At 68.6% G+C, this 20,822-nt stretch carries 19 protein-coding genes and 2 pseudogenes; 9 read left to right on the plus strand and 12 right to left on the minus strand.

What is annotated here, in order from left to right:
* Positions 1 to 92: 92 nt before the first annotated feature.
* Together H4W31_RS00355 and H4W31_RS00360 are read right to left on the minus strand one after the other, a co-directional pair.
* Positions 93 to 947 carry a hypothetical protein gene (locus H4W31_RS00355; RefSeq protein WP_192764797.1) on the minus strand — a complete coding sequence of 285 codons (855 nt, stop codon included), beginning with the start codon at positions 945 to 947 and terminating at the stop codon, positions 93 to 95.
* Positions 944 to 1,465 (minus strand): SigE family RNA polymerase sigma factor, encoded by a 522-nt coding sequence (locus tag H4W31_RS00360; RefSeq protein WP_318782952.1) that lies wholly within the window; start codon positions 1,463 to 1,465, stop codon positions 944 to 946. Before H4W31_RS00360 ends, H4W31_RS00355 begins: the two co-directional genes overlap by 4 nt.
* A 285-nt stretch (positions 1,466 to 1,750) precedes the next feature.
* On the opposite strand from H4W31_RS00360, the pseudogene H4W31_RS00365 reads away from it, so the two are divergent.
* A pseudogene (locus tag H4W31_RS00365) lies at positions 1,751 to 2,620 on the plus strand (DUF998 domain-containing protein).
* Positions 2,621 to 2,963: 343 nt separating this feature from the next.
* Positions 2,964 to 4,154, plus strand: coding sequence for a three-Cys-motif partner protein TcmP (gene tcmP, locus H4W31_RS00370; RefSeq protein WP_318782953.1), 1,191 nt, complete (start codon positions 2,964 to 2,966; stop codon positions 4,152 to 4,154).
* 47 nt (positions 4,155 to 4,201) lie between these two features.
* On the opposite strand, the gene H4W31_RS00375 is transcribed toward tcmP, so the two are convergent.
* The 3 genes and pseudogenes from H4W31_RS00375 to H4W31_RS00385 all read right to left on the minus strand — a co-directional run.
* Entirely contained in the window at positions 4,202 to 4,960 is a 759-nt protein-coding gene (locus H4W31_RS00375; RefSeq protein ID WP_192764800.1) for a DUF5131 family protein, read from the minus strand.
* A gap of 379 nt (positions 4,961 to 5,339) precedes the next feature.
* Positions 5,340 to 5,561, minus strand: coding sequence for a helix-turn-helix transcriptional regulator (locus tag H4W31_RS00380; protein WP_192764801.1), 222 nt, complete (start codon positions 5,559 to 5,561; stop codon positions 5,340 to 5,342).
* Between the two features lie 542 nt (positions 5,562 to 6,103).
* Positions 6,104 to 6,409, minus strand: a pseudogene (locus H4W31_RS00385) (hypothetical protein); the annotation flags it as partial.
* Positions 6,410 to 6,738: 329 nt separating this feature from the next.
* On the opposite strand from H4W31_RS00385, the gene H4W31_RS00390 reads away from it, so the two are divergent.
* From H4W31_RS00390 to H4W31_RS00415, 7 genes are all read left to right on the plus strand, one after another.
* Positions 6,739 to 7,179: a hypothetical protein gene (locus H4W31_RS00390; protein WP_192764803.1), complete on the plus strand. Its 441-nt coding sequence runs from the start codon at positions 6,739 to 6,741 to the stop codon at positions 7,177 to 7,179.
* A 676-nt stretch (positions 7,180 to 7,855) separates the two neighbouring features.
* Positions 7,856 to 8,761, plus strand: a complete 906-nt coding sequence (locus tag H4W31_RS00395; RefSeq protein ID WP_192764804.1) for an AraC family transcriptional regulator — start codon at positions 7,856 to 7,858, stop codon at positions 8,759 to 8,761.
* Positions 8,762 to 8,896: 135 nt separating this feature from the next.
* Entirely contained in the window at positions 8,897 to 9,022 is a 126-nt protein-coding gene (locus tag H4W31_RS43610; RefSeq protein ID WP_264084051.1) for a hypothetical protein, read from the plus strand.
* Between the two features lie 2 nt (positions 9,023 to 9,024).
* On the plus strand, positions 9,025 to 9,468 hold the full coding sequence (locus H4W31_RS00400; protein ID WP_192764805.1) for a nitroreductase/quinone reductase family protein: 444 nt from the start codon (positions 9,025 to 9,027) through the stop codon (positions 9,466 to 9,468).
* A 129-nt stretch (positions 9,469 to 9,597) separates the two neighbouring features.
* Positions 9,598 to 10,626: an aldo/keto reductase gene (locus tag H4W31_RS00405; protein ID WP_192771739.1), complete on the plus strand. Its 1,029-nt coding sequence runs from the start codon at positions 9,598 to 9,600 to the stop codon at positions 10,624 to 10,626.
* Between the two features lie 479 nt (positions 10,627 to 11,105).
* Positions 11,106 to 11,924 (plus strand): hypothetical protein, encoded by an 819-nt coding sequence (locus tag H4W31_RS00410; protein WP_192764806.1) that lies wholly within the window; start codon positions 11,106 to 11,108, stop codon positions 11,922 to 11,924.
* A 241-nt stretch (positions 11,925 to 12,165) separates the two neighbouring features.
* Positions 12,166 to 12,582 carry a hypothetical protein gene (locus H4W31_RS00415; protein WP_192764807.1) on the plus strand — a complete coding sequence of 139 codons (417 nt, stop codon included), beginning with the start codon at positions 12,166 to 12,168 and terminating at the stop codon, positions 12,580 to 12,582.
* Positions 12,583 to 12,694: 112 nt separating this feature from the next.
* On the opposite strand, the gene H4W31_RS00420 is transcribed toward H4W31_RS00415, so the two are convergent.
* The 7 genes from H4W31_RS00420 to H4W31_RS00450 are packed head-to-tail and all read right to left on the minus strand — an operon-like array spanning position 12,695 to position 20,818.
* Positions 12,695 to 13,678 (minus strand): phosphotriesterase family protein, encoded by a 984-nt coding sequence (locus H4W31_RS00420; protein WP_318782954.1) that lies wholly within the window; start codon positions 13,676 to 13,678, stop codon positions 12,695 to 12,697.
* A complete protein-coding gene (locus H4W31_RS00425) occupies positions 13,675 to 14,634 on the minus strand; it encodes a shikimate dehydrogenase family protein (RefSeq protein ID WP_192764809.1) in 960 nt (319 codons plus the stop codon). The genes H4W31_RS00420 and H4W31_RS00425 overlap by 4 nt, the downstream gene beginning before the upstream one ends.
* The gene (locus H4W31_RS00430) at positions 14,631 to 15,629 is read right to left on the minus strand and encodes a phosphoglycerate dehydrogenase (RefSeq protein ID WP_192764810.1); all 999 of its coding nucleotides are present in this window, start codon (positions 15,627 to 15,629) and stop codon (positions 14,631 to 14,633) included. The genes H4W31_RS00425 and H4W31_RS00430 overlap by 4 nt, the downstream gene beginning before the upstream one ends.
* On the minus strand, positions 15,626 to 17,137 hold the full coding sequence (gene xylB, locus H4W31_RS00435) for a xylulokinase (protein WP_192771740.1): 1,512 nt from the start codon (positions 17,135 to 17,137) through the stop codon (positions 15,626 to 15,628). Before xylB ends, H4W31_RS00430 begins: the two co-directional genes overlap by 4 nt.
* Positions 17,138 to 17,139: 2 nt before the next feature.
* On the minus strand, positions 17,140 to 18,210 hold the full coding sequence (locus tag H4W31_RS00440; protein WP_192764811.1) for an ABC transporter permease: 1,071 nt from the start codon (positions 18,208 to 18,210) through the stop codon (positions 17,140 to 17,142).
* On the minus strand, positions 18,207 to 19,760 hold the full coding sequence (locus tag H4W31_RS00445; protein WP_192764812.1) for a sugar ABC transporter ATP-binding protein: 1,554 nt from the start codon (positions 19,758 to 19,760) through the stop codon (positions 18,207 to 18,209). Before H4W31_RS00445 ends, H4W31_RS00440 begins: the two co-directional genes overlap by 4 nt.
* Positions 19,761 to 19,780: 20 nt before the next feature.
* Positions 19,781 to 20,818 carry an ABC transporter substrate-binding protein gene (locus H4W31_RS00450; RefSeq protein ID WP_192764813.1) on the minus strand — a complete coding sequence of 346 codons (1,038 nt, stop codon included), beginning with the start codon at positions 20,816 to 20,818 and terminating at the stop codon, positions 19,781 to 19,783.
* Positions 20,819 to 20,822 lie beyond the last annotated feature (4 nt).

A 20,822-nucleotide genomic window follows, 5' to 3' on the forward strand; every position in this document is an offset into this window, starting at 1 on the left:
TGTTCCTTCCCTTGTACGAAGACAGGGCTGCCCGCGGCCCAAGGGACGCGGGCAGCCCGGTTATGGAGAGCGAGAGGTCGAACGGGTACGCCTTACTTGACGACGACCACGCGGGTCGGCTTGGCTACCTCTACCGCCGTGCCATATTCGGACAGCTCCACATTGACTGCCCAGGTGCTGGTAGACGTCGTGCCGTCCTTCTCGTGCCGGGTGGTCCGCTCATAGGCGACCTTCGCGATCCGCTTGTCCGCGTTCAGGGTTACATCGCCGATCATGATGTCGCTGATGGTCGCGCTGGATTTGCTCTTCAACGACACTTCGAAGTGATAGCTGCCGGCACCGGCCGGGGTAATTTTCGCGCCGGACTCCCGCAACACCGCGAACAGCTGCTGCGGATCCGCCGACGCGCCCACGGCACCGCTCAGCGCGCGATCATAGGCCAGCCGGTCATGCTCACCCGGATACTGCTTCCACGTGTCGTCACAACCCGAACAACCCGTGAACCGGACCCCATTTGCCAGCCGCTCCTGATAGACATTCCCGCCCTCCCGCGATGACGAGTTGAGATAGCCCGTCGCCGTGTCGGGATCGAAGGCACCCACCGTCGTGACCTCGACCGGGTCGCCCTTGAGCCCGGCCGTCACCTTCACCTTGTAACTGATGCCCTCGCTCTCCGCGACGGCCGCCACCAGGGTCAACTGCGGCGACTGCACCTCCGCCGACGCAACGCTCGACGGGCTCGTCGTCGCTGGCTGGGTGACCGTGGTCGCCACCAACGCACCCACCGCCAGCACAGCGAACGACCCGGTCAGCACCCCCACCATCCTCCGACGACGGCGTCCTCGTCGCCCCCTGAGCAGCATGGACTGCACCGGCGGCGCCGAGCCCGGCTCAGCGTCGACCACCTCGTGCAGGCGGGCAGCCACCTGCTCGTCGATAGAACTCATCGGATTCCCCTCGCCTGCTCGTAATTACGCTCATGCACCAGATGCCGCAGCTTCTCCAGTGCACGGGCGTACTGACTTTTTACGGTGCCGAGCGGGCACCCCAACGTCTCCGCGACCCGCCGTTCTGACAGGTCCTCATAAAGACGCAGCACCACCACCGCCCGCTGTCGGGGCGGCAGCGCCATCAGCGCACGTTTGACCTCAGCGCCGGAGTCCGCCTCTACCGGGCTTGGGCGGTCCGGAACATCGGCTACGAGATTTTCCCGCCGGCGCCGCCGCCACATCGACGTGTTGTTGTTCGCCAGTGCCCGCCGCAGATATGCGTGCAGATCACTGTGTCGCGACAGCTTGCCCCACCGCTCATACATCTTGACCAAGCTGTCCTGCAACAACTCCTCGCCCCGCCACCGGTCCCCGGTCAGCAGAATCGCCAGCCGCAGATGCCGTTCCCAGGCCGACTCCATAAAAGCCACAAACGATTCGTCGGCCGCCGTCAGCGGCTTCGCTCGGTCCGTCACGCCTCTACCACGGCACACCGCCGGGAAAGGTTCCATCCCTCGGCGAAAAGCTCATAGATACACACGCTGAAATCCACCACATACAGATCGTGACCATAACGGCGGAATCCGCACCTCTCCGTCCTGGTGGCGGCCTCATGCCTGCCGAGGAGGCTGCCACAGCGCAGCATGGGTCGGCGTCCGCCAGGACGACGTCATAGCCGCTGGCTGATCGCCGCAATGTGGATCGCCGCTGGGTAGCGCACCCTGATTCTGTCGAACCGGGTGGCGACGCCACGACGCTGTTTGAGCTGGTCGACGCATCGCCTGACCAGGACACTGCTCGGCTGCGGGGCGGTCGCCCCGGGTCTGTTCATCCTGGTGTTCCTGGTCGACGGCGCCACCCGGGCCGGATACGACCCCACCTACCACCCGGTGAGTGCACTGAGCCTCGGCCCACGCGGGTGGATCCAGATCACCAACTTCGTCCTGACCGGACTGCTGCTCCTCGGCTTCGCCGTGTCCTCTATCCCGGTCGCGCAAGCCGCTGACGGCCACTCATGATCGGCGGGTACGGCCTCTGCCTGCTGCTCTCCGGCACCTTCGTGATGGACCCGACGCGTGGCTACCCGCCCTGGGCCGCCCGATGACGGCAGCGCGATCCCAAGTTGGCATCACGTACTGCACGACAATCTCGGGCTGGTGGTGTTCCTTTCGGTGCCGGTCGGCTGCTTCGACCTCGCCCGCTGGTCCGTCATCCGGCCGTACGGTCGCATCTGGTCCGGCTACAACATCCTGACCGGGACTGCCGGCCTGGCCCTGCTCGTCGCGTTCGGTACGGCGTGGGAGACGGCTCATCCGTCGGCCGGCCTGATCAAACGAGTGAGGATCGCCGTCGATTGGGCCTGGATCACGTTGCTCGCACTCCGGCTCCTCGCCCAGACCCGCACTCGGTCCGACGAGCCGCCGCAGGTCCGCACCACGGGCGAGCGCGACCAGACAGGGCGAGGTCAATACCGCCGGGACCGCCACCTTTGTGGAGGTGATGGCGTGATCGGAGCCCGTGTCTCAGGGGCTGCGAAACCTGTGACTAAAAGCTGGACTTGTCTCTTGCCAGTAGGCCGTGTGCAACCTTCAATCGCGGGCTGGCCGAGGTCAAGGCCCGATTCAGGATGATCAGGCGAATCCTCCACGAAATTGAACGAACCCACCGCAAGACGGCAATGCCCTTCACTGCCGCCCATGCGGCGCTGGACGCCTATCGAGTGCGATATCCGCGCGGAACGCGATGAACCACTTCAGACCAGATCAATCTCTGCTCGGCGAAGACAGAAGAAAGCGCGCACTGCCTGCCCTTTCACCCCCGAACCGGTAAGCATTGACCGGGGCTGCCGCGATGGTCCTCCTAGTGTCGCCGGACGGCGCCTGGCAGGTGCACGGATCCACCATGGCTACTGGCCCCCTCTTCCCCGGACCTCCACCGTCCGCTATTTTGTCAGCACAGCGTGTAGGGGGGTTCGTGAGCAGCCACGACGAATTTTTCAACACGAAGCAAGCGGAGGCCGTCTTCAAGCACGGAATCCTCAAGCGTTACCCCGTCGTCTTCGCCTCCAAGACGGGCTCGGCCGTGGACGGCGGCCGGGTCGTGTTCCTTGACGGCTATGCCGGCCGCGGTGAGTACAAGGACGGATCGCCTGGCTCACCATTGCTGCTATCGCAGGCTGCTGAGTTCCTGCAGAGCACCCGCGATGTCCTGGGGTACTTCGTCGAACAAGACGACGATAGCTTCGACAACCTTGAACGGGTTCTGCGCGACAAGGGCGGCCCGACGAACTTCGAGGTCCGCCACGGCTCAGTGGACGATCACCTACCCGAACTACTCACCCTCGCTCGCAGCGCTTCGTTGTTCGCCTTCCTTGACCCGTTCGGCCCAGCACTGGACTTCAACATCATCAAGGGTTCGCTGCTCGGACGGTCGAAGTGGCCGCCCACCGAGGTCCTGCTGCATTTCAGCGTGCTCAGCGTCGCCCGCATGGGCCGAGCGGTCCACATCGCTCGCCAGTCGAGCGGTGGGCTATCGGAAGATGACGGCAAGACGGCAGCGCGCCTGGACCGATTCCTCGACGGTGGCTGGTGGAAAGACTACTTCGCCCAAGTCCACGACGACGGCGACGAACAGAAAGCCACTGACGTCGCTATGCGAGTCTGCGCCGAGTACCAGCAGAGGCTGATCGCCGGAACCAGATACACGGCGATCAGCATGCCCGTGCGTCCGCGCCCCGACCTGGCGCCCAAGTACGTGCTGATGTTGCTGACCGCCGACAGCGAAGGCGCCTGGTGCTTCGCCGACGCGCTGGGCAGAGCCGGACGGGACTGGACTGCGGCCTGGTTCACTGAGCGGATGAACCGAGAGGGACCCGCCGGACAGGGATCACTGTTCGGCGAAGCGCCGGTCTTCGACCACAACCAGTACGAGGTGGACAACCGGGCTACGTGGATACAAACCATCGCCGCGAACATCGACGGCCTGCTTACCGGTGTCGGCCCTTTCAAACTCGTCGACCGGGTACCAGAGGTCTACGGCATGGTACTGGGTCAGGCATGGGAGCGACATGTCAAAGCGGCGGTCAAGCTGCTGCATAACAGCCGCAAGATCGACCACGACGGCAAAGGCAAGTACTTCTTCAGAGACGTACTACGTCGCATGTAGACGCACGCCATCTACGCCAGCCCGATCGGCGGCCGCGCAGCATCCCCCTACCGCACCGTGGCCAACCGCTGACCGGATGGCATCTCGTCCCACGTCCGGCCGTCGAGTAGCCGGCCCCCCGCCTTCGGCGTCCGTCCACCCCACTGCTTGAAGAAAAACGCCGTCCCAGCCGCGTTGCACTGGTCCCGAAGTTCTCGTACCCACTGTGGGTTCATGGGGCGACAGTTCTGCCCGGACTCACCGCCGGCAATGAGCCAGTCAATACCGCTCAGTTTCAAGCCGGTAAGCGAACCAAGTAGCGGCTCCGCCGAAACGAACCGCACCGCGGCCGGAACCTGGCGTAGCTCATCGATGCGAGCCACCTCGTCGGCGTTCTCGACGCTGACACCCATCCACACGTTCGCTGGCCAGTCGAGCTGCGGCGCTAACTTCGCCAGCCTCGCAGCTCGCTTGGTGAGCAACTGATAGGTGTGCCGGGGCGTCTCGTGCATGACGCCGAACACGCGCCGCACGTACTCTAGCGGCACCCGAGCATGGAACAGGTCGGACATCGAGTTGACAAACACGACCCGTGGATCCCGCCACCGTCGCGGGATATCCAAGGTGTCCTCATGGACGGCCACACCGAAGCCGGGTCCGGAGGTGCGTGGGTCGCCATCGGTCTGGTACTTCGCCGATCCCATGGCCTTCAGTCGCTTCGACAGCGCGAGAGCATAGCAGTTATCGCAGCCGGACGAGATGCGGTCGCACCCTGTTGTCGGGTTCCACGTCGCCTCGGTCCACTCGATGGTGCTGTGGTCCGCCACCAAATCACCTCCCTGAGATCAACCATCTTGTCGAACATCCGTACGGTACGGAAGGGTTCACAGGCTGTCGTACCCAACCGATTACCTGCCGGGTATGTCATCGGGTACAACGCCACGGGCTTCCTCACGTCGTTGGCACCAGCAGCCGGACCGTGCACATGTGCGATCGGCCGGGAACATCGCACAAGTCAGGCTGCCGATCCGCCGCAGGTACCTGGCCAAACAGGAGGTATGGCGAAACGAGCGGCTCGTCCAAGCAAAGGCCGGTCGCGTGCTTGGGCGCGACAACACCCAAGATGCTGTTCCAGCAGGTCGGGGCCGCAACTCGCCTCGTCACGACATCCTGCCGCCCACGTGATCCCCAGCAGCGAATCCGGGGCTAGGGTCCGTCGTCGACCTGCCGCTGGTGCGGCCGATGCTTCCGGATGTACTCCTCGACGTCGCTCCTAAGCCAAATCGCTCCAGCGGTCAGCACCTGGTACGGCTTCGGAAACTTCGGGTTCGCGGTGATCTGCTTCAACCGCGATCGGCTGACGCCGCCCAACAACTCCATCACCTCAGCCGGCCCCGCGAGCGGGCCGGGCGGACGGTCGGCGGGCATGCCCAAGATGGTCCCCACGCCTAGGCCTCCCCATGTTGGGACTGCCCATGCATGGCTCCCCATATTGACAGGGGGATGAGGCTCGGGGACGATCCAGGACAGGCCCCCTGCCTGGTCGCACATGCCGGCGCCGGGCGGGGGTGCCGCATTCTCAGTCGAGCCGGGGAGGACCTTTGCTGCATCACGCGTTCCATCCGCCCGAGCAACCCTCGCTAACGCCCGAGCAGCGGACGGAGCGTCTGAAGGCTGAACTTGCCTCCTGCCAACAAGCCCTGTGCGCGCTCCAGTCCGAGCTGACGGAGGCCAAAAGCAGGCTTGGGATGATCAGCCGGATAGCGCGAGACGTCGAGCGGACCCGTCGAGCCCCCGGAGTTTCGTGGGCCGCAGTCCGAGCAGCGTTGTACGCCCGGCCAGGGAAACCCCCGGACCGCGGGCCGGACTTACCGATCTTGTGACCGCAACAAGGCCCGAGGCCGCACCTGGACCCATTTCCCCCGCATATCGGGGAAATACATCCTTGAGGATGTCGCTCATGCCCCTGGTCAACGCGCTCCCCTTGGCGCTTTGCGCCCAGTGGGTGCCCCAGCGAGTACCCCGGCCGGCGCGTCGAGCAGGATCCAGCGTACGACGTTCAGGCCGAGGCGCGTACGCAGTCGGGGCAGGAACCGATTCGGCAGGTACGCCATCCCCGGCATATCGCCGTACCCGACGGTCTGGCTGCGGCGGGCGACGTCACCGCCGAGCAGCAGGTGCTCAATCATGCCCTGCGCGCACACCGCCTCGATCAGCTCGATCAACGCGCTGTCCGGCCGCTCCCGGCGCCGTGCCATCCCGCCATAGCCCAGGTACGCGCCCCGCTGGGTGCGAGTTCCACGTACAGCCCCGGATCAGGGGCACGGTCGGCATGCGCGCAGCACGACCCGTCCCGCAGCAGCCCCATCAGCCTCCAGCAGGTCGGGACCTCGGCGCGGGCCGGCGCCGTACCCCAAGTCCGCCAGCGCCCAGGGACGCGACACCAGGGCCGCCCGGCGGACCCGGCGCATGACGGCATTTTTGACATTGACGCTGGACGATAGCCAAGGATAATTCCTCGAGGAAAGCGCTTTCCGAAGACATGCCGGGGCGGCAGGGATGACGTTTGCGCCTGCCTGCGCGCTCGGCCACGAGAGGAGACCGCGTGAGACCCAGACTGCTCGCTTCCGTGACCGCGACGATCCGCACCGCCGCGATCACGGCAACCGGTGGCGCCGGTAAGAACTCCACCGTCCGCAGAGTCCTGGGGGCACTGGTGATACTCCCGCTGGTGGCCGTCGCCCTGGCCGTCGCCCAGCCCGCTCAGGCCGAGCCCGGCTTCACCACGACACCGCCCGAGGGCTGCCACCTATACCACTACGTGCACCAGGGCTTCACCTACGCCTCGGAGACCTATTGCGTCAGAACAGGCGGTTTGCACCGCGCGGCGGCACGCTGCGCCGATGGCCGGGTCGTCTATGGCTGGACCGAGGAGATGGCCTACTTCCTGATGTCCAAGGCCGAGTGCCGTTCCGGCGGCGGATGGGACGGCGGCACTCCGATTCCGGCCGTCGAGATCTGGGGCGAGTTCTGGCTCGACTGGTAAGCGGGTTCAACACGCTGACTCCGTCGACCGTCACCTCCGCTGCGAGTGACGGTCGACTGGTGGCTGAACTCGGGCCGTCGTCACACCGTGACCCAGCCGGCTTGGACCCGACGGTCAGCCGCTGGTGCCCCAAGCAAGTACCCGGTCCGGCGCGTCAACCAGGATCCGGTGGGCAGACGCCCGGCGGTGTTCGTCCGGCAGGTGGTCCACGCGTTCAACGAGCGCCTGTCGGGCATTGTCCCGAATAACCTCGATCGCGCCGCCCACCTTCCCCCGCGTCCAGGGGAGCGCCGGAACGGCAGGGCCGGCAGCAGATGGATCGCCGTGACCGGCGTGGCCGGGTGCCAGGTGCGGTGTACCTCCCCGGTGAGGACCGCGATCATCGCCGCGCCGAGTCCGGTCGCCGCCAGTCCCGGCACCACGGCATGCCATCGGCTGCCCGAGGGGTGTCGAGTCCCGCCTAGTCTCCGCAGGTCCGACGAGTGGACCGGGCCCGACGTGTCCATCGCTGCCATCCGAGCGGCGCTCTACGCCCGACCAGACCGGCTCGGCGATCTCGGGGCCGACCTACACGTCTCGTAAGCCCAGCGGCGGACGCTTTCATGAAACTCTTGAGCTCTTGCACGATCCCCTCGCTGCTGGACGGTCACCGCAATTTTCGTGTTGCAATCGGGGCATGTCCCTGGACGAGCTTCGCGACCTGCTGGAACGACATGTACGTCCTGATTTGACCACTGTCATCGACGGTGTCCGGGTCTGCAAGGTCGACGACAGCGCTTCGCCGGTGTCGTCGATGTCCGGCACGGTGCTGGCGGTCATCGCCCGGGGTGGCAAGCGTCTCGCCCTGGGGGACCGGGTGTTCGAGTACGGCGTCGGTCAGTACCTCGTCGCCTCGATCGACCTCCCGGTGACGGGGCACGTCATCGACGCCGCTCCGGGCCACCCCGCGCTCGGTTTCGGGATGACCCTGGAACCTGCTGCCATCGCGGAATTGCTGCTGCAGGTCGGGCCGGGGGATCTGCCACGGTCCCCCGCTACCGCACGGCCGGGAATCACGGTCAGTGACGCCCCAGACGAGTTGCTCGACGCCATCGTGCGGCTGCTGCGCCTACTCGACCGGCCACGGGACCGGAAGGCACTGGTCCCGTTGTACAAGCGCGAGATCCTCTGGCGGTTGATGACCGGGGAACAAGGTGACGTCGTCCGTCAGCTCGGCCTCGCGGACAGCAGCCTGAGCCACATCACGAGGGCGGTACGGTGGATTCGGGAGAACTACACCCGGCCGTTCCGGGTCGAGGAAGTAGCACAGCTCTCGGGGTTGAGTGTCTCCGCGTTCCACCGGAATTTCCAGGCGGTGACGGCAATGAGCCCGATCCAGTTCCAAAAGCACATCCGGCTACAGGCGGCGAGATTGCTGCTGGCGAACAATCCTAACGACATCACCGGCGTCGGCAATCGCGTCGGATACGACAATCCGTCCCAGTTCAGCCGTGAGTATCGGCGCCTGTTCGGTGCTCCGCCCAGCCTTGATGCGGTACGCATGCGTGATGGAGTCGATCCCGCTGCTACGGCGCTGCCCTGACGTCGCCTGGGCGAAGAGGAATGTGCAGCCAAACGAGACGATTTCGCTAGCACGGCGGTTGCGGCTCTGTTTTCCTGGAGTTACCGGAACGTGCCACGGATTCCGAGGCAGTCACCAGGAAGCAGGAGGCGGGCAATGAAGGTCACCGAACAGACACCGACCGCCTCCAGGGGGAGAAGTATGAAGTACCGCACGCTGGGCCGGGCCGGAATTGAGGGTGGCGGCCTGCCCCTCGACGACGAGCGGCCGACCGGACTGTGACCGTGGACAATGCCGTCGCGCACGCCCTCGCCATCGGACCGGACTCTTCGGCGGCTGAGCGCACCATCGATATCACAACGCTGGGCGCACGCAGCGGCATTCCGCGCCGCATCGAAATCTGGTTCCACCGCGTTGACAACCGCTGGTACCTGAGCGGCATGCCCGGACCCCGCAGTTGGTACGCGAACGTGCGCGCTCATCCGCGGTTCATGGTGCACCTGAAGCATGGGGTCAAGGCCGACCTGCCCGCGACCGCGGTGCCGGTCGACGAGCCGACACGACGGCGGGTTATCGCCGCAGTACTCGACCTACAGAACCGGCCCGAGTTCGCGGCGCGGGTAAACCAGCGCCAGGAGTTCGACGACTGGTTCGCGCGTAGCCCGCTGGTCGAGATCGTGTTCGACGACGAGGCGTTGCGGACGGCGTCCTCGGCGCAGTCCGGATAGTCCGAACCTCCGGAGGGATCACGTCGACAGAGCGACCAGACGGGGGTACTGGTCGGCGGCGGGGCAAGGCACCGGCACGGCACCGACCACTCACCAGTCACTCAACAAACGCCTCCAAAGGGGAGAATGATGAAGTACCGCTCGCTGGGCCGGACCGGAATCGAGGTCAGCCCCTATTGTCTGGGAGCCATGATGTTCGGCGCCATGGGAAATCCCGACCACGACGACTCGATCCGGATCATCCACAGGGCCCTGGACGCAGGGATCAACTTTATCGACACCGCCGACGTGTACTCCCAGGGCGAATCCGAGGAAATCGTCGGCAAGGCGCTCAAGGGCCGCCGCGACGACGTCGTGCTCGCCAGCAAGGTGCACTACCCGATGGGCAATGATCCGAACCACCGGGGAAACTCACGGCGCTGGATCATGACTGCAGTCGAGAATTCCCTGCGCCGCCTGCAGACCGATCACCTCGATCTCTACCAGGTCCACCGCCCCGACCCGACGGTCGACGTAGAGGAGACGCTGTCTGCCCTGTCCGACCTGATCCACAGCGGCAAGGTCCGCGCGATCGGTGCGTCGGGCTTCCCAGCTCCGGAAATCGTCGAGGCGCAGTGGGTCGCCGAGCGACGCGGCCTCGAGCGCTTCCGTACCGAGCAGCCGCCGTATTCGATCGTCAACAGGAGCATCGAACGCGAGGTCCTGCCGGTCTGTCAGCGCTACGGGATGGGCACGCTGGTCTGGAGCCCGCTGGGCCAGGGCCTGCTCACCGGCCGGTACCGCAAGGGGAAGCAGACGGACAGCCACCGGTCCGGCGGCATGCCGCAGCACTTCAGCGACGAGCGCAAGCTCGACGTGGTCGAACAGCTCATCCCGCTCGCCGAGAGGGCCGGCCTGCCGCTGACCCACCTCGCGATGGCGTTCGCCATCGCCCACCCGGGCGTGACCTCGGCGATCATCGGGCCGCGCACCATGGAACAACTCGACGACCTGCTCGCCGGCGCCGACACCACCCTGGACGACGAGATCCTCGACCGGATCGACGAGATCGCTCCGCCCGGTACCGACGCCGCCCCCAACGACGTGGCCTACACACCGCCGGCCGTCTCGAACGTGAGCCTGCGCCGCCTGCCAGTCGCCGAGCGCTCCGCCGCCTGACCGAGGGGTACGGCGCCAGGGGCGCGCCCGGCGGCGGCACCCCGATCCCGGCCGTCGAAATCTGGGGCGAGTTCTGGCTCGAATACTGAGCGGATTCAACGCTGACTCCGTCGACCGTCACATCCGCAGCGAGTGACGGTCGACTGGTGCCCGGCTTGAGCACAAGGGGCCGGTCCGAACGACGAGCCGGCTCCCGATGCCGCGCCATCCCGTCGTAACCCAGGTACGCACCCCGCTGGGCGAGTTCCACGTGCAGCCCCGGATCAGGATCACGGTCGACATGCGCGAGCACGGCCCGTCCCGCAGCAACCCGGCCGGCGCCCAACAGGTTGAGGACTTCGGGGCCGGCGCCGTACCTCCAAGCTCGACCATCACACCACGCCACTCGCAAACTGGCATTGCAGGACTAGGCTCGTGGCCATCGATGGGCGTCCGATCCTGCGGTCGGGCGCGTCGCCGTATCGGACCCTGGAAGCGCTGTGCGGGAAGAGCCACGGTACGACTTCGTCGGTGGCCTGGTCGTCGCCCTGATCGGTGCCGCCGCCGGTGGCCTCATCGGGCTGCTCGGCGGAAACCTGCTGGCGGTGCTGCTCCTGGCGTCCTACGGTGCGATACCCGGCGTTTTCTGGGCGTTCGCCCCACCCGAGGAGCGCGGCCGGCCGGCCCGCCCGAGGGTGCTCAGCCCACGGCAGCAGAAGGCGCGGGAGCGGCAGTTGCGCCGCCACGAGCGGCGGCTGGCCCGGCGGGAGCGGCGTCGTCAACGCCGGCAAAAGACGGCTGACACGACCGCTCGCCTGCTGACGTCCGCCTGGTTCGGCGGCGCGACCGGCTGGTTTGCCTCGGTCCCGCTGCTGCTGGTCGCCGCCGCGTGCGGGCTCGCCCCGGGGATCAGCCCCCCGCTCGCCATGCTGCCCCTGCCGCTACTGACCGCGGCGGTGGCCGGGGTGGTACAAGGGTTCGCGGGACGGACGGGCGGGTGGTGGAACACCGCCTGGGATCTCGTGCGGCGGAGCCTGCCGGCCGCGTTGCTCGTACTGAGCGTTCCTGGGCTCGCGCTCGGCTGGACACTGGCGATGCCGCTGGCCGGGGCGGCCGTCTGGCTCGGGCTGGCGCGTACCACCGCCTGGATCTGGGTGGTGCTCCCGGTCACCCTGCTCGGCTACTTCGCCGCCACGGTCGTTTGGCGCCGGGTCCTGCTACGTACCGATCGCCGCCCTGGCAGTGGCGGTGGAGGCCGACCGCGCTCCATCGGCGGCGGATCCTGGGACGACGTCGACGGCAGCACCTGGGAAGGCTGACCGGCAAGTCGCGGCGCCCACACCGCCGTACCGAGCAGCCGTTACATCACCTGCGGGTCTGTGCGCACGGCGGACCCGGCGGATGACGGCATTTTTGACATTGACGCTGTCCGATAGCCAGAGATAATCATGCAGGAAAGCGCTTTCCATTGATCTGCCTGGGCGGCAGGGATGACGCATGCGCCTGCCTGCACGCTCGACCACGAGAGGAGACCGCGTGAGACCCAGACCGCTCGCTTCCGTGACCGCAATGATCCGCGCCGCCGCGATCACCGCAACCGGTGCCGCCGGCAAGAACTCCAACATGCGCAAAATCCTGCGGGCACTAGTGATCGTTCCGCTGGTGGCCGGCGCCCTGGCCGTCGCCCAGCCCGCTCAGGCCGACCCCGGCTACACCACGACCCCGCCCCAGGGCTGCTACCTGGGCCACTACGTGCACCAGGGCTTCACCTACGCCTCGCAGACCTATTGCACGAGAATGGGCGGCTTGCATCGCGCGGTGGCACGCTGTTCCGATGGCCGGGTCGTCTACGGCTATGTCGAGGAGATGGACTACTTCCTGATGTCCAGGGCCGAGTGCCGTACCGGCGTCGGATGGGACGGCGGCCCCCCGATTCCGGCCGTAGAAATTTGGGGCGAATTCTGGTCCGATTACTGAGCGGGTTCAGCACACCGACTCCGTCGACCGTCACCTCCGCTGCGAGTGACGGTCGACTGGTGTCTGAACCAGCCGTCGTCACACCGTGGCCCAGCCGGCTCGGACCCGACGGTCAGCCGCTGGTGCCCCAGGCGAGCACCCGGGCCGGCGCGTCGACCAGGATCCGGCGTACGACGTCCGGGCCGAGGTGCGTACGCAGCCGGGGCAGGAACCGGTTGGGCAGGTACGCCATCCCCGGCATCCCGCCGTACCCGACGTACCGGCTGCGGCGGGCGACGTCACCGCCGAGCAGCAGATGGTCGGTCATCCCCTGTCCACACACCGCTTCGATCAGCTCGATCAACGCGCTGTCCGGCCGATCCCGATGCCGCGCCATCCCGTCATAACCCAGGTACGCACCCCGCTGGGCGAGTTCCACGTGCAGCCCCGGATCAGGATTACGGTCGGCATGGGCGAGCACCACCCGTCCCGCAGCAACCGCATCCGCAGCCAGCAGGTCAAGAACCTCGTGCGCAGCGCTGCCATGCTCCAGGTGCACCATCACGGGAGCACCGGACGAGCGATGCGCGGCAGCCACCGCCCCCAGCACCCGACGCTCGAACGGACCGATCGACCAGTACCCAAGTCCCGCCTTCAACAGCCCGGCCCGCACCGGCCGCCCCGACGGATCCAGCGCGACCGCCGTACCCCTGCCGTGGTCTTCGGAAGCGGTGCCGACGTCGCGGGCCGGACACCCGTCGACCAGATCGGCAAGGAAGCGTGCCGCAAGCTGCGCCTCCGACCAGGAGGCCAGCGGATGGTCCGGGCCGTAGTGCGCGGCCCGGTGCGCCCCGGTCGTCGCCACCACCCGCATCCCGGTGGCCGCGCTGATCCGGGCGACCGCCGCCGGGTCGCGGCCGAGCCCAACCGGGGTCGCCTCCACCATCGCAGTGATGCCGGCCTCGAACAGCAACGCCGTCTCGGCCTGGCTCGACGGCTCGTCGTCCAGCTCGTCCCCGGCCAGCAGCGGGCTGGCCTGGAACAGGTGCTCGTGATAGTCGGTCGGTCCGAGGTCCGAGGGTGACACGTCACCGAGCACGGTCCGGACGAAGCTCACCGCACCGCCTCGGCCGCCGCCGACAGCCGCTGCACCGTCGCGGGATCCATCGGTACGTCGAAGATTTCGGCGATCGCCTGGCTCCACCCGTGGATGAAGTACCGCCATCCGTCGACCACGGTCAGGCCACGCTCGTCGGCCTGGGCTCGGGCCTGGTGCAGGAACTCCAGGCTGCCCCGGTAGTTGAACTCCCAGACGTAGCCCTGCCGGGGCAGCCTGGCCCCGGGCGGCAGTGGCGAGCCCGGCCGGTCCTTGCCGAGCCCGGTCGCGTTGACCACCAGACTCCAGTCCGGGGCCGTGTGGAGCAGGTCGAGGACGGCCCGTGGATCGGCCGCCGGCACGTACTCGACGAGTTCGGCCGATACGCCGCCGCGCTGGGCAACCGCGCGGAGGTGGGCGAGCCGATCCGGATCGGTGTCCGTGCAGACGATCCGCCGCGGCCGGTCCTTCCGCTGGCTCAGGTACCAGACCAGGGCGGTACCGGCACCACCCGCGCCCAGGCAGACGACCTCGGCACCGGTTGCCGTGAAGTGGTCGTCGGGCAGGAACTCCTCGGCGGCCAGGCCGGCGGTCAGCGGGTCCTTGGCGTGTCCCAGCAGCTTGCCGTCCCGCTTCGCGATGCTGGAGATCTCGCCGCAGAGCCGGGCGAAGTCGTCCACCTCGTCGAACAGGTCGTGCGCCGCCTGGTAGAGCCGGAGCTTGTGCGTGGTAACCAGCGCGCCCAGGTGCGCCGGGTCGTCCCGGATCTGTCGTACGAGGTCGCGGTACTGCTCGTCGTCCGCGTCCAACGGCAGGTCGTGTCCGACCAGTCGCTGGGTCGGCAGCCCGAGGATCTCGGCCCAGCTCGGAAAGACCTGGTTGATCGACGAGCTGCCGGTGGTGACCCCGACGAATCCCATGTAGTTGGCCCGATCCACCGTCTCACCCGCCTCCAGCCGTCGGTGCCGTCCGCTCATCGGGAACCACCTACCCGTACCGGATGGGTCGGGGTGCCGCCGTCGAGCACGGCGAGCAGGTCGGCCACCGCCAGCGAGCCCATCCGGTCGATCGCCTCCACGGTCTGCGCCCCGAGATGAGGCGTCACCACCACCTTGTCAGCCAGGTCTTCGGCAAGCAGCGGCGAGGTACCCCCGGTCGACTCCGTGTCGAGCGTGTCGGCGGCGTACCCGGCGACCCGACCGCTGCGCAGTGCGGCGGCGAGGGCCGGCTCGTCGACGAGGTCGGCGCGGGCGCTGTTGACCAGGATCAGGCCGTCCCGGGCCCCCGCCAGCCAGTCGGCGTCGACCAGCGGCCGGCCACCCCCGGGCGCGTGCAGCGAGATTGCCGTACAGCGGGCCGGCAGTTCAGCCAGCTCCACCGGTTCGGCGCCGGCCGCCCGGATCGCCTCGGCGTCCAGCATCGGGTCGTACGCCAGGACCGTGGCACCGAACCCGGACAGCCGGCGCCCGACCGCGCGACCGATCCGGCCGAAGCCGACGATCCCGACGGTCAGTGCGCCGAGTTCCCGGCCCCGCGAGATCGTCCAACTGCCGGACCGGACCCGCCGGTCCCCGGCCGGGATACCGCGCAACGCGGCGAGCAGCAGCCCGATGGTGAGGTCGGCGACCGCCTCGGTGTTCGCCCCCGGTGTGTTGGTGACCACGACACCGCGCGCCGCCGCCGCTTCCAGGTCCACCGCGTCGACCCCGACGCCGTACCGGGCCAGCACCGTCAGGCGGGGCGCGGCGGACAGGTGCGCCTCGGTCACCGGGCCGGTGCCGGCGATCCAGCCGACGGTGCCGGCGAGCAGCGGGCGCAGCGCGTCGAGCCGGTGGTCGGCTGGTCCGCGTACGACGGTCAGGCCGGCCTCCGCCAGCTCGCCGAGCAGGTCCCGGGAACCGGAGGAGAACGACCGCGACGTGACGAGCACACTGCGCCCGCCGGCCGGGCCGATCCGTTCGGTCACGCTCATCGCGTACCACCGCCGCCGCCCCGGCCCTCGAACCACGGCTCAAGCCGGCGGTACGCGTCGAGGAAGACCGCGTGCCGTTCCCGGTAGGCGGCGTGCCGCTCCGGATCGGGCGTGAACTCGGCGGTGACCTCGGACAACTCCCGGGCCACGCCGAAATCGTCGACCAGGCCGAGGCCCACGGCCGCCGTGACCGCCGCGCCGAGGCTGTTCGCCTCCTCCACGATGGAGCGACGGCGTACCGGGCAGCCCCAGACGTCGGCGAGGATCCGCAGCCAGACGTCGCTTGCCGCACCACCACCGATGGCGTCCACCCGGTCCACCGGCGCGCCATGTTCCCGGAAGGCGTCAACGCAGGTCAGCAGGTTGAACGCGACGCCCTCCAGCACGGCCCGGACCAGGTGTGGCCGGTCGTGGTGCCGGCGGATCCCGACGAACGCCCCGGCCGCGTCCGGATTCCAGTACGGCGACCGCTCGCCCAACAGGTGCGGCAGGAAGTACAGCCCGTCGCTGGACGCGTCGGCGGTCTCGGCCGCCTCGACCAGTCGACCGAACCGGTCCCCGGCCTCGCCCGGTTCCAGCACGTCGGCGATCCACTCCAGCGAGGCGCCGCCGGCCTGCATGGTGGCGGTCGGCACGTAGTGCCCGGGTACCACGTGGTCGAAGGTCATCGTCCGCATCGCCGGATCGTGCAGCGGGCGCGGCGCGGCCACCGAGACCCAGGACGAGGAGCCGAGATAGCAGTACGCGCCGTCGGCCGGCGACACCACCCCGGCACCGACCGCCGCCAGTGGGCCGTCCCCGCCGCCCATCACGATCGGGGTACCGGCGCGCAGGCCGGTGGCCCCCGCCGCCGCCGAAGTCAACGTGCCGACCACGGCGGTGGCGGGGACGATCTCCGGCAGGAGTGCCGGATCCAGCCCGGCCGCGCCGAGCACCACGTCCGACCAGGTCCCCCGCTCCTGGTCGTACGCGTTCGTGGAGGAGGCGTCGGACGGGTCGGTGGCGAGCCGGCCGGTGAGCCGGTACACCGCGTAGTCCTTCGCGAGGCAGACGTGTCGTACCTTCGCGAACACCTCCGGTTCGCGGTCCCGTACCCACATCACCTTCGTGATCGAGTACGTCGGATTCAGCCGGTGCCCCAACAGCTTGTACGCCCGCTCCGCGCCGATCCGCCCCACCAACTGGTCAGCCTGCTCGCCGCTGCGGGTGTCCGCCCAGATGATCGCCGGTCGGACCGGCCGGTACGCCGCGTCGAGCAGCACCGCGCCCATCATCTGGCCCGAGATCGCCAGTCCCCGGACATCGGCGGCGTCGACGTCGTGTCGGGCCAGGAGTTCCCGGGTCGCCTCGGTCAGCGCCCGCCACCAGTCCTCCGGGTCCTGTTCGGCGATCCCGCCCGGGGCGAACCTGGTCGGATAGGTCACGGTGACCGAGCCGATCAGGGCGCCGTTGTCGGAGTGCAGCGAGGCCTTGTTGCCGGTGGTGCCGAGGTCGTGGGCGATCAGCATCGTCACGCCCCCCGGCGGACGAGCCGCCGCCCCTGCAACTGGTCGACGCCGACCGCGACCAGGATCAGCGCGCCGATCGCGACCTGCAACCAGAACGGGTCGATGCCGAGCAGCGTGCCGCCGTTGTTGAGCAGCCCGACGATCAGCGCGCCGACAAGCGCACCGAGCGCCGATCCCCGGGCGCCGAACAGGCTCGCCCCGCCGATCACACACGCGGCGATCGCCTGGAGTTCGTATCCGGTGCCGGCGGTCGGTACGCCGTTGCCGAGCCGGGAGGCCAGCAGGATGCCGCCGAGCGCCGCCAGCATGCCGGAGAGGGCGTAGACGCTGAGCAGGACGGCGTTCACCGGTACCCCGGTCAGCCGGGCCGACTCCGGATTCGATCCGACCGCGTAGATGTAGCGGCCCCAGACCGTCCGCCGCAGCCCGAACCCGACCAGCAGCGCGATCAGTACGGTCAGCCAGATCAGGTTGGCGACGCCGAGGAACTCCCCGCCGGCTATCTGGGTGAACGAGCGCGGCAGCGGCTGGACGGTCCGGCCTTCGGTGTAGAGCAGGGTCAGGCCCCGGGCCATCCCGAGGGTGCCGAGGGTGACGATGAACGGCGGCATCTTCAGGATCGCCACGAGTACGCCGTTCAGCAGCCCGACCGCCGCCCCGACCAGCAGGGCGAGCACGACTGCGAGCAGCACCGATCCGCCACCGGCGGTGTCGAAGACCGCCTTCGCGGCGATCACCCCGGACAGCCCGACCACCGAGCCGACCGAGAGGTCGATGCCGGCGGTCAGGATCACCAGGAGCTGGCCGATCGCGATGATCGCGTAGATCGAGACCTGCCGGCCGAGGTTGTCCAGGTTGGTGCCGGTCAGGAAGGTGTCGGTGGCCAGGCTCAACCCGAGGACCAGCAACACGAGTACGGGCAGCCCGCCGAAGCCGCGCCCGAGCAGGGCGCCCAGCCCGAGCACCTCCTTCTCCGGCGGCGTACCCGGCTGCTCGCTCGTGGCCGGCTGTTCGTCGACGGCCGGATCGCTGGACTGTCCGGTGGCCGGGGTCGCGTTCTTGTCGAGGGTCATCGGGACTCCAGAGGGGCTTGCGCGGGCATCGGGGCCGACAGGTCCGCAGCCGACGTCAGTGGACTGGTCAGGCGGAGGATCTTCTCCTCGGTGGCCTCCCCCGCCGGAAGCTCACCGACGACCTCCCGCTCCCGTACGACGACGATGCGGTCGCAGAGGCCGAGCAGCTCGGGCAGGTACGAGGAGACGACCAGTACGGCGAGCCCGTTGCGGGCCATCTCCGCGATCGCCTGGTAGATGTCGGCCTTGGCGCCGACGTCGACGCCCTTGGTCGGCTCGTCCAGCAGCAGCACCTTCGCGCCGGTGGCGAGCCAGCGGGCGAGCAGGACCTTCTGCTGGTTGCCGCCGGAGAGCGAGGTCACCGGGTCGTCGAACGAGCCGTACTTCAGGCGTAGGCCCTGGACGGACTGTTGGACGTGCCGGCGTTCGCGGCTTCCGCGTAGCACCGATCCGCTGGAGACCTGGCCGAGGCTGGCGATGGAGACGTTCGCCTCGATCGAGAGCTGGAGCAGCAGCCCCGACTCCTTCCGGTCCTCGGTCACCAGGGCGACGCCGTGCCGGGCTGCGGCCCGGGGCGAGCCACCGGGCACCGCCACCCCGTCGACCTTGACCTGCCCGCCCTCGACCGGATCGGCGCCGAAGACCGCCCGGACGATCTCCGACCGGCCGGCGCCGAGCAGCCCGGCCAGCCCGACGATCTCGCCCCGACCAACGGTCAGGTCGACCGGGGCGGCGAAGCCGGCGATCCGCAGGCCGCGTACCTCCAGCCGGGGCGGGCCGATCTCGTGTCGTACGCCGGGATAGAGGTTCTGGACCGGGCGGCCGACCATCGCCTGGATCAGCGAATCGTGGTCGTACTCGGCGACCGGCCGGGTCGCGACCACCTTGCCGTCGCGGAGCACGGTGACCCGGTCCCCGACCGCGAACATCTCCTCCAGCCGGTGGGTCACGTAGAGCACGGTGTGGCCGGCGTCCCGCAGCGCGCCGACCCGGTCCAGCAGCGCCGCCGCCTCCCGCTCCGACAGCGCGGTGGTCGGCTCGTCGAAGATCACCAGCTTGGCGTCGGTGCCGAGGACCCGGGCGATCTCGACGAGCTGCCGGGTCGCGGTCGGCAGCGCCCGGACCGGCTGGTCCAGGTCGAGGTCGCCCAGGCCGACCCGGTCCAGGTGGCCCAGCGCGGTCCGGCGCTGCGCGGCCCGGTCGATGATGCCGAACAGCCGGCGCGGAAACCGGCCCATGGTGAGGTTGTCCAGCACGCTGAGGTCCGGCAGCAGGCTCAGTTCCTGGTAGACGACGCCGATCCCGGCGTCGCGGGTCTCGACCGGCGACGGGCGCGGCCCGAGAGCCCCACCCGACACCTGGTAGTCGCCCCGGTCCCGGGCCACCGCGCCGGTCAACACCTTGATCAGGGTCGACTTGCCGGCCCCGTTCTCCCCGGCGAGGCAGTGCACCTCGCCGGGAAGCAGGTCCAGGTCGACGTCCTCCAGCGCCGTCACCGGCCCGTACGCCTTGGTGACGCCGCGCAGCCGCACCACGGGTACGTCGCTCATGACACCTCCCTCGGGTCGGCTCAGCCCTTGGTCTTCGGCGGGTTCAGCAGCGCCTTGAGTTCCTCGGCGTCGACGTTGCCCTTGTCCACCAGTACCGCACCCGGGTCGAGCCGCTGCGGTGCGTTGCTGCCGGCGACCGCCATCGCCGCCTCCACCACTCCCTGGTACCCGAAGAAGAACGGGTTCTGTACGACGATCGCGTCGATTCCGCCGGACCGTACCGCCTCGACCTCGGCCGGGTCGGAGTCGAACGCCACCACGGCGACCCGGTCGCCGACGCCCTTCTCCTGGACCGCCTTGGCGGTGCCGACCCCGGAGGTGTTGTTGTCGGCGAAGATGCCGGCGAGGTCGGGTACCCGGGTCAGCGCGTCGTTGACCTGGCCGACCGCCTTGTTCAGGTCATTGTCGTTGACCAGCGTCTGCACGATCGTCGCCTGCGGGCACTTCTCCGCCAGGCCCTGCTTGAAGCCCTCGAACCGGTCGATCAGCACCTGTATGCCGGAGACCGCCGACTCGTGCAGTACCTTGCCGTTCGGCTTGCCGGCCTGGGTGATCAGCTCACAGAGCCGCTGACCCGCCTGGGCGCCGGCCTTGACGTTGTCGGTACCGATGAAGCCGTCGCTCTTGGTCTGCACCGCGTTGTCGACGATCACCACCTTGATCCCGGTGGACCGGGCCCGGTCGATCACGCCGTTCAGCGCGGTGGAGGAGTTCGGCGCCAGGACGATCCCCTTGGCGCCTCGGGAGATGGCGTCCTCGACCAGCCGTACCTGCGGTTCGATGTCGGCTTCCGAGGTGGGGCCGAACAGGTCCAGTTCGATCCCGAGGTCGGTGCCGGCCTTCTTCGCGCCGGCGAGCATGGACTGCCAGAACTCGGATTCGGTCGCCTTGACGATGACGTCGATCTTCGTACCGGCGATCGCCGCCGTCGCGGCGTCACCGCCACCGTCGTCCGATCCGGAACCGGAGCTGAAGGCCCGGCCGGCGACGACGCCGACGGCCAGGGTGACGACCGCGGCGAGCCCGGCCGCGGCGAGTGAGACGCTCTTCGTTGCCATGGGG

Source organism: Plantactinospora soyae (assembly GCF_014874095.1).
Classification (GTDB): domain Bacteria; phylum Actinomycetota; class Actinomycetes; order Mycobacteriales; family Micromonosporaceae; genus Plantactinospora; species Plantactinospora soyae.

Bases quoted from the DNA above. Each gene is read 5' to 3' on its own strand.
- H4W31_RS00355 (WP_192764797.1), bottom strand. From the start codon at position 947: ATGAGTTCTATCGACGAGCAGGTGGCTGCCCGCCTGCACGAGGTGGTC.
- H4W31_RS00380 (WP_192764801.1), bottom strand. From the start codon at position 5,561: ATGCCCGCCGACCGTCCGCCCGGCCCGCTCGCGGGGCCGGCTGAGGTG.
- H4W31_RS00395 (WP_192764804.1), top strand. From the start codon at position 7,856: ATGTCCCTGGACGAGCTTCGCGACCTGCTGGAACGACATGTACGTCCT.
- H4W31_RS43610 (WP_264084051.1), top strand. From the start codon at position 8,897: ATGAAGGTCACCGAACAGACACCGACCGCCTCCAGGGGGAGAAGTATG.
- H4W31_RS00405 (WP_192771739.1), top strand. From the start codon at position 9,598: ATGAAGTACCGCTCGCTGGGCCGGACCGGAATCGAGGTCAGCCCCTAT.
- H4W31_RS00425 (WP_192764809.1), bottom strand. From the start codon at position 14,634: ATGAGCGGACGGCACCGACGGCTGGAGGCGGGTGAGACGGTGGATCGG.
- H4W31_RS00430 (WP_192764810.1), bottom strand. From the start codon at position 15,629: ATGAGCGTGACCGAACGGATCGGCCCGGCCGGCGGGCGCAGTGTGCTC.
- xylB (WP_192771740.1), bottom strand. From the start codon at position 17,137: ATGCTGATCGCCCACGACCTCGGCACCACCGGCAACAAGGCCTCGCTG.
- H4W31_RS00440 (WP_192764811.1), bottom strand. From the start codon at position 18,210: ATGACCCTCGACAAGAACGCGACCCCGGCCACCGGACAGTCCAGCGAT.
- H4W31_RS00445 (WP_192764812.1), bottom strand. From the start codon at position 19,760: ATGAGCGACGTACCCGTGGTGCGGCTGCGCGGCGTCACCAAGGCGTAC.
- H4W31_RS00450 (WP_192764813.1), bottom strand. From the start codon at position 20,818: ATGGCAACGAAGAGCGTCTCACTCGCCGCGGCCGGGCTCGCCGCGGTC.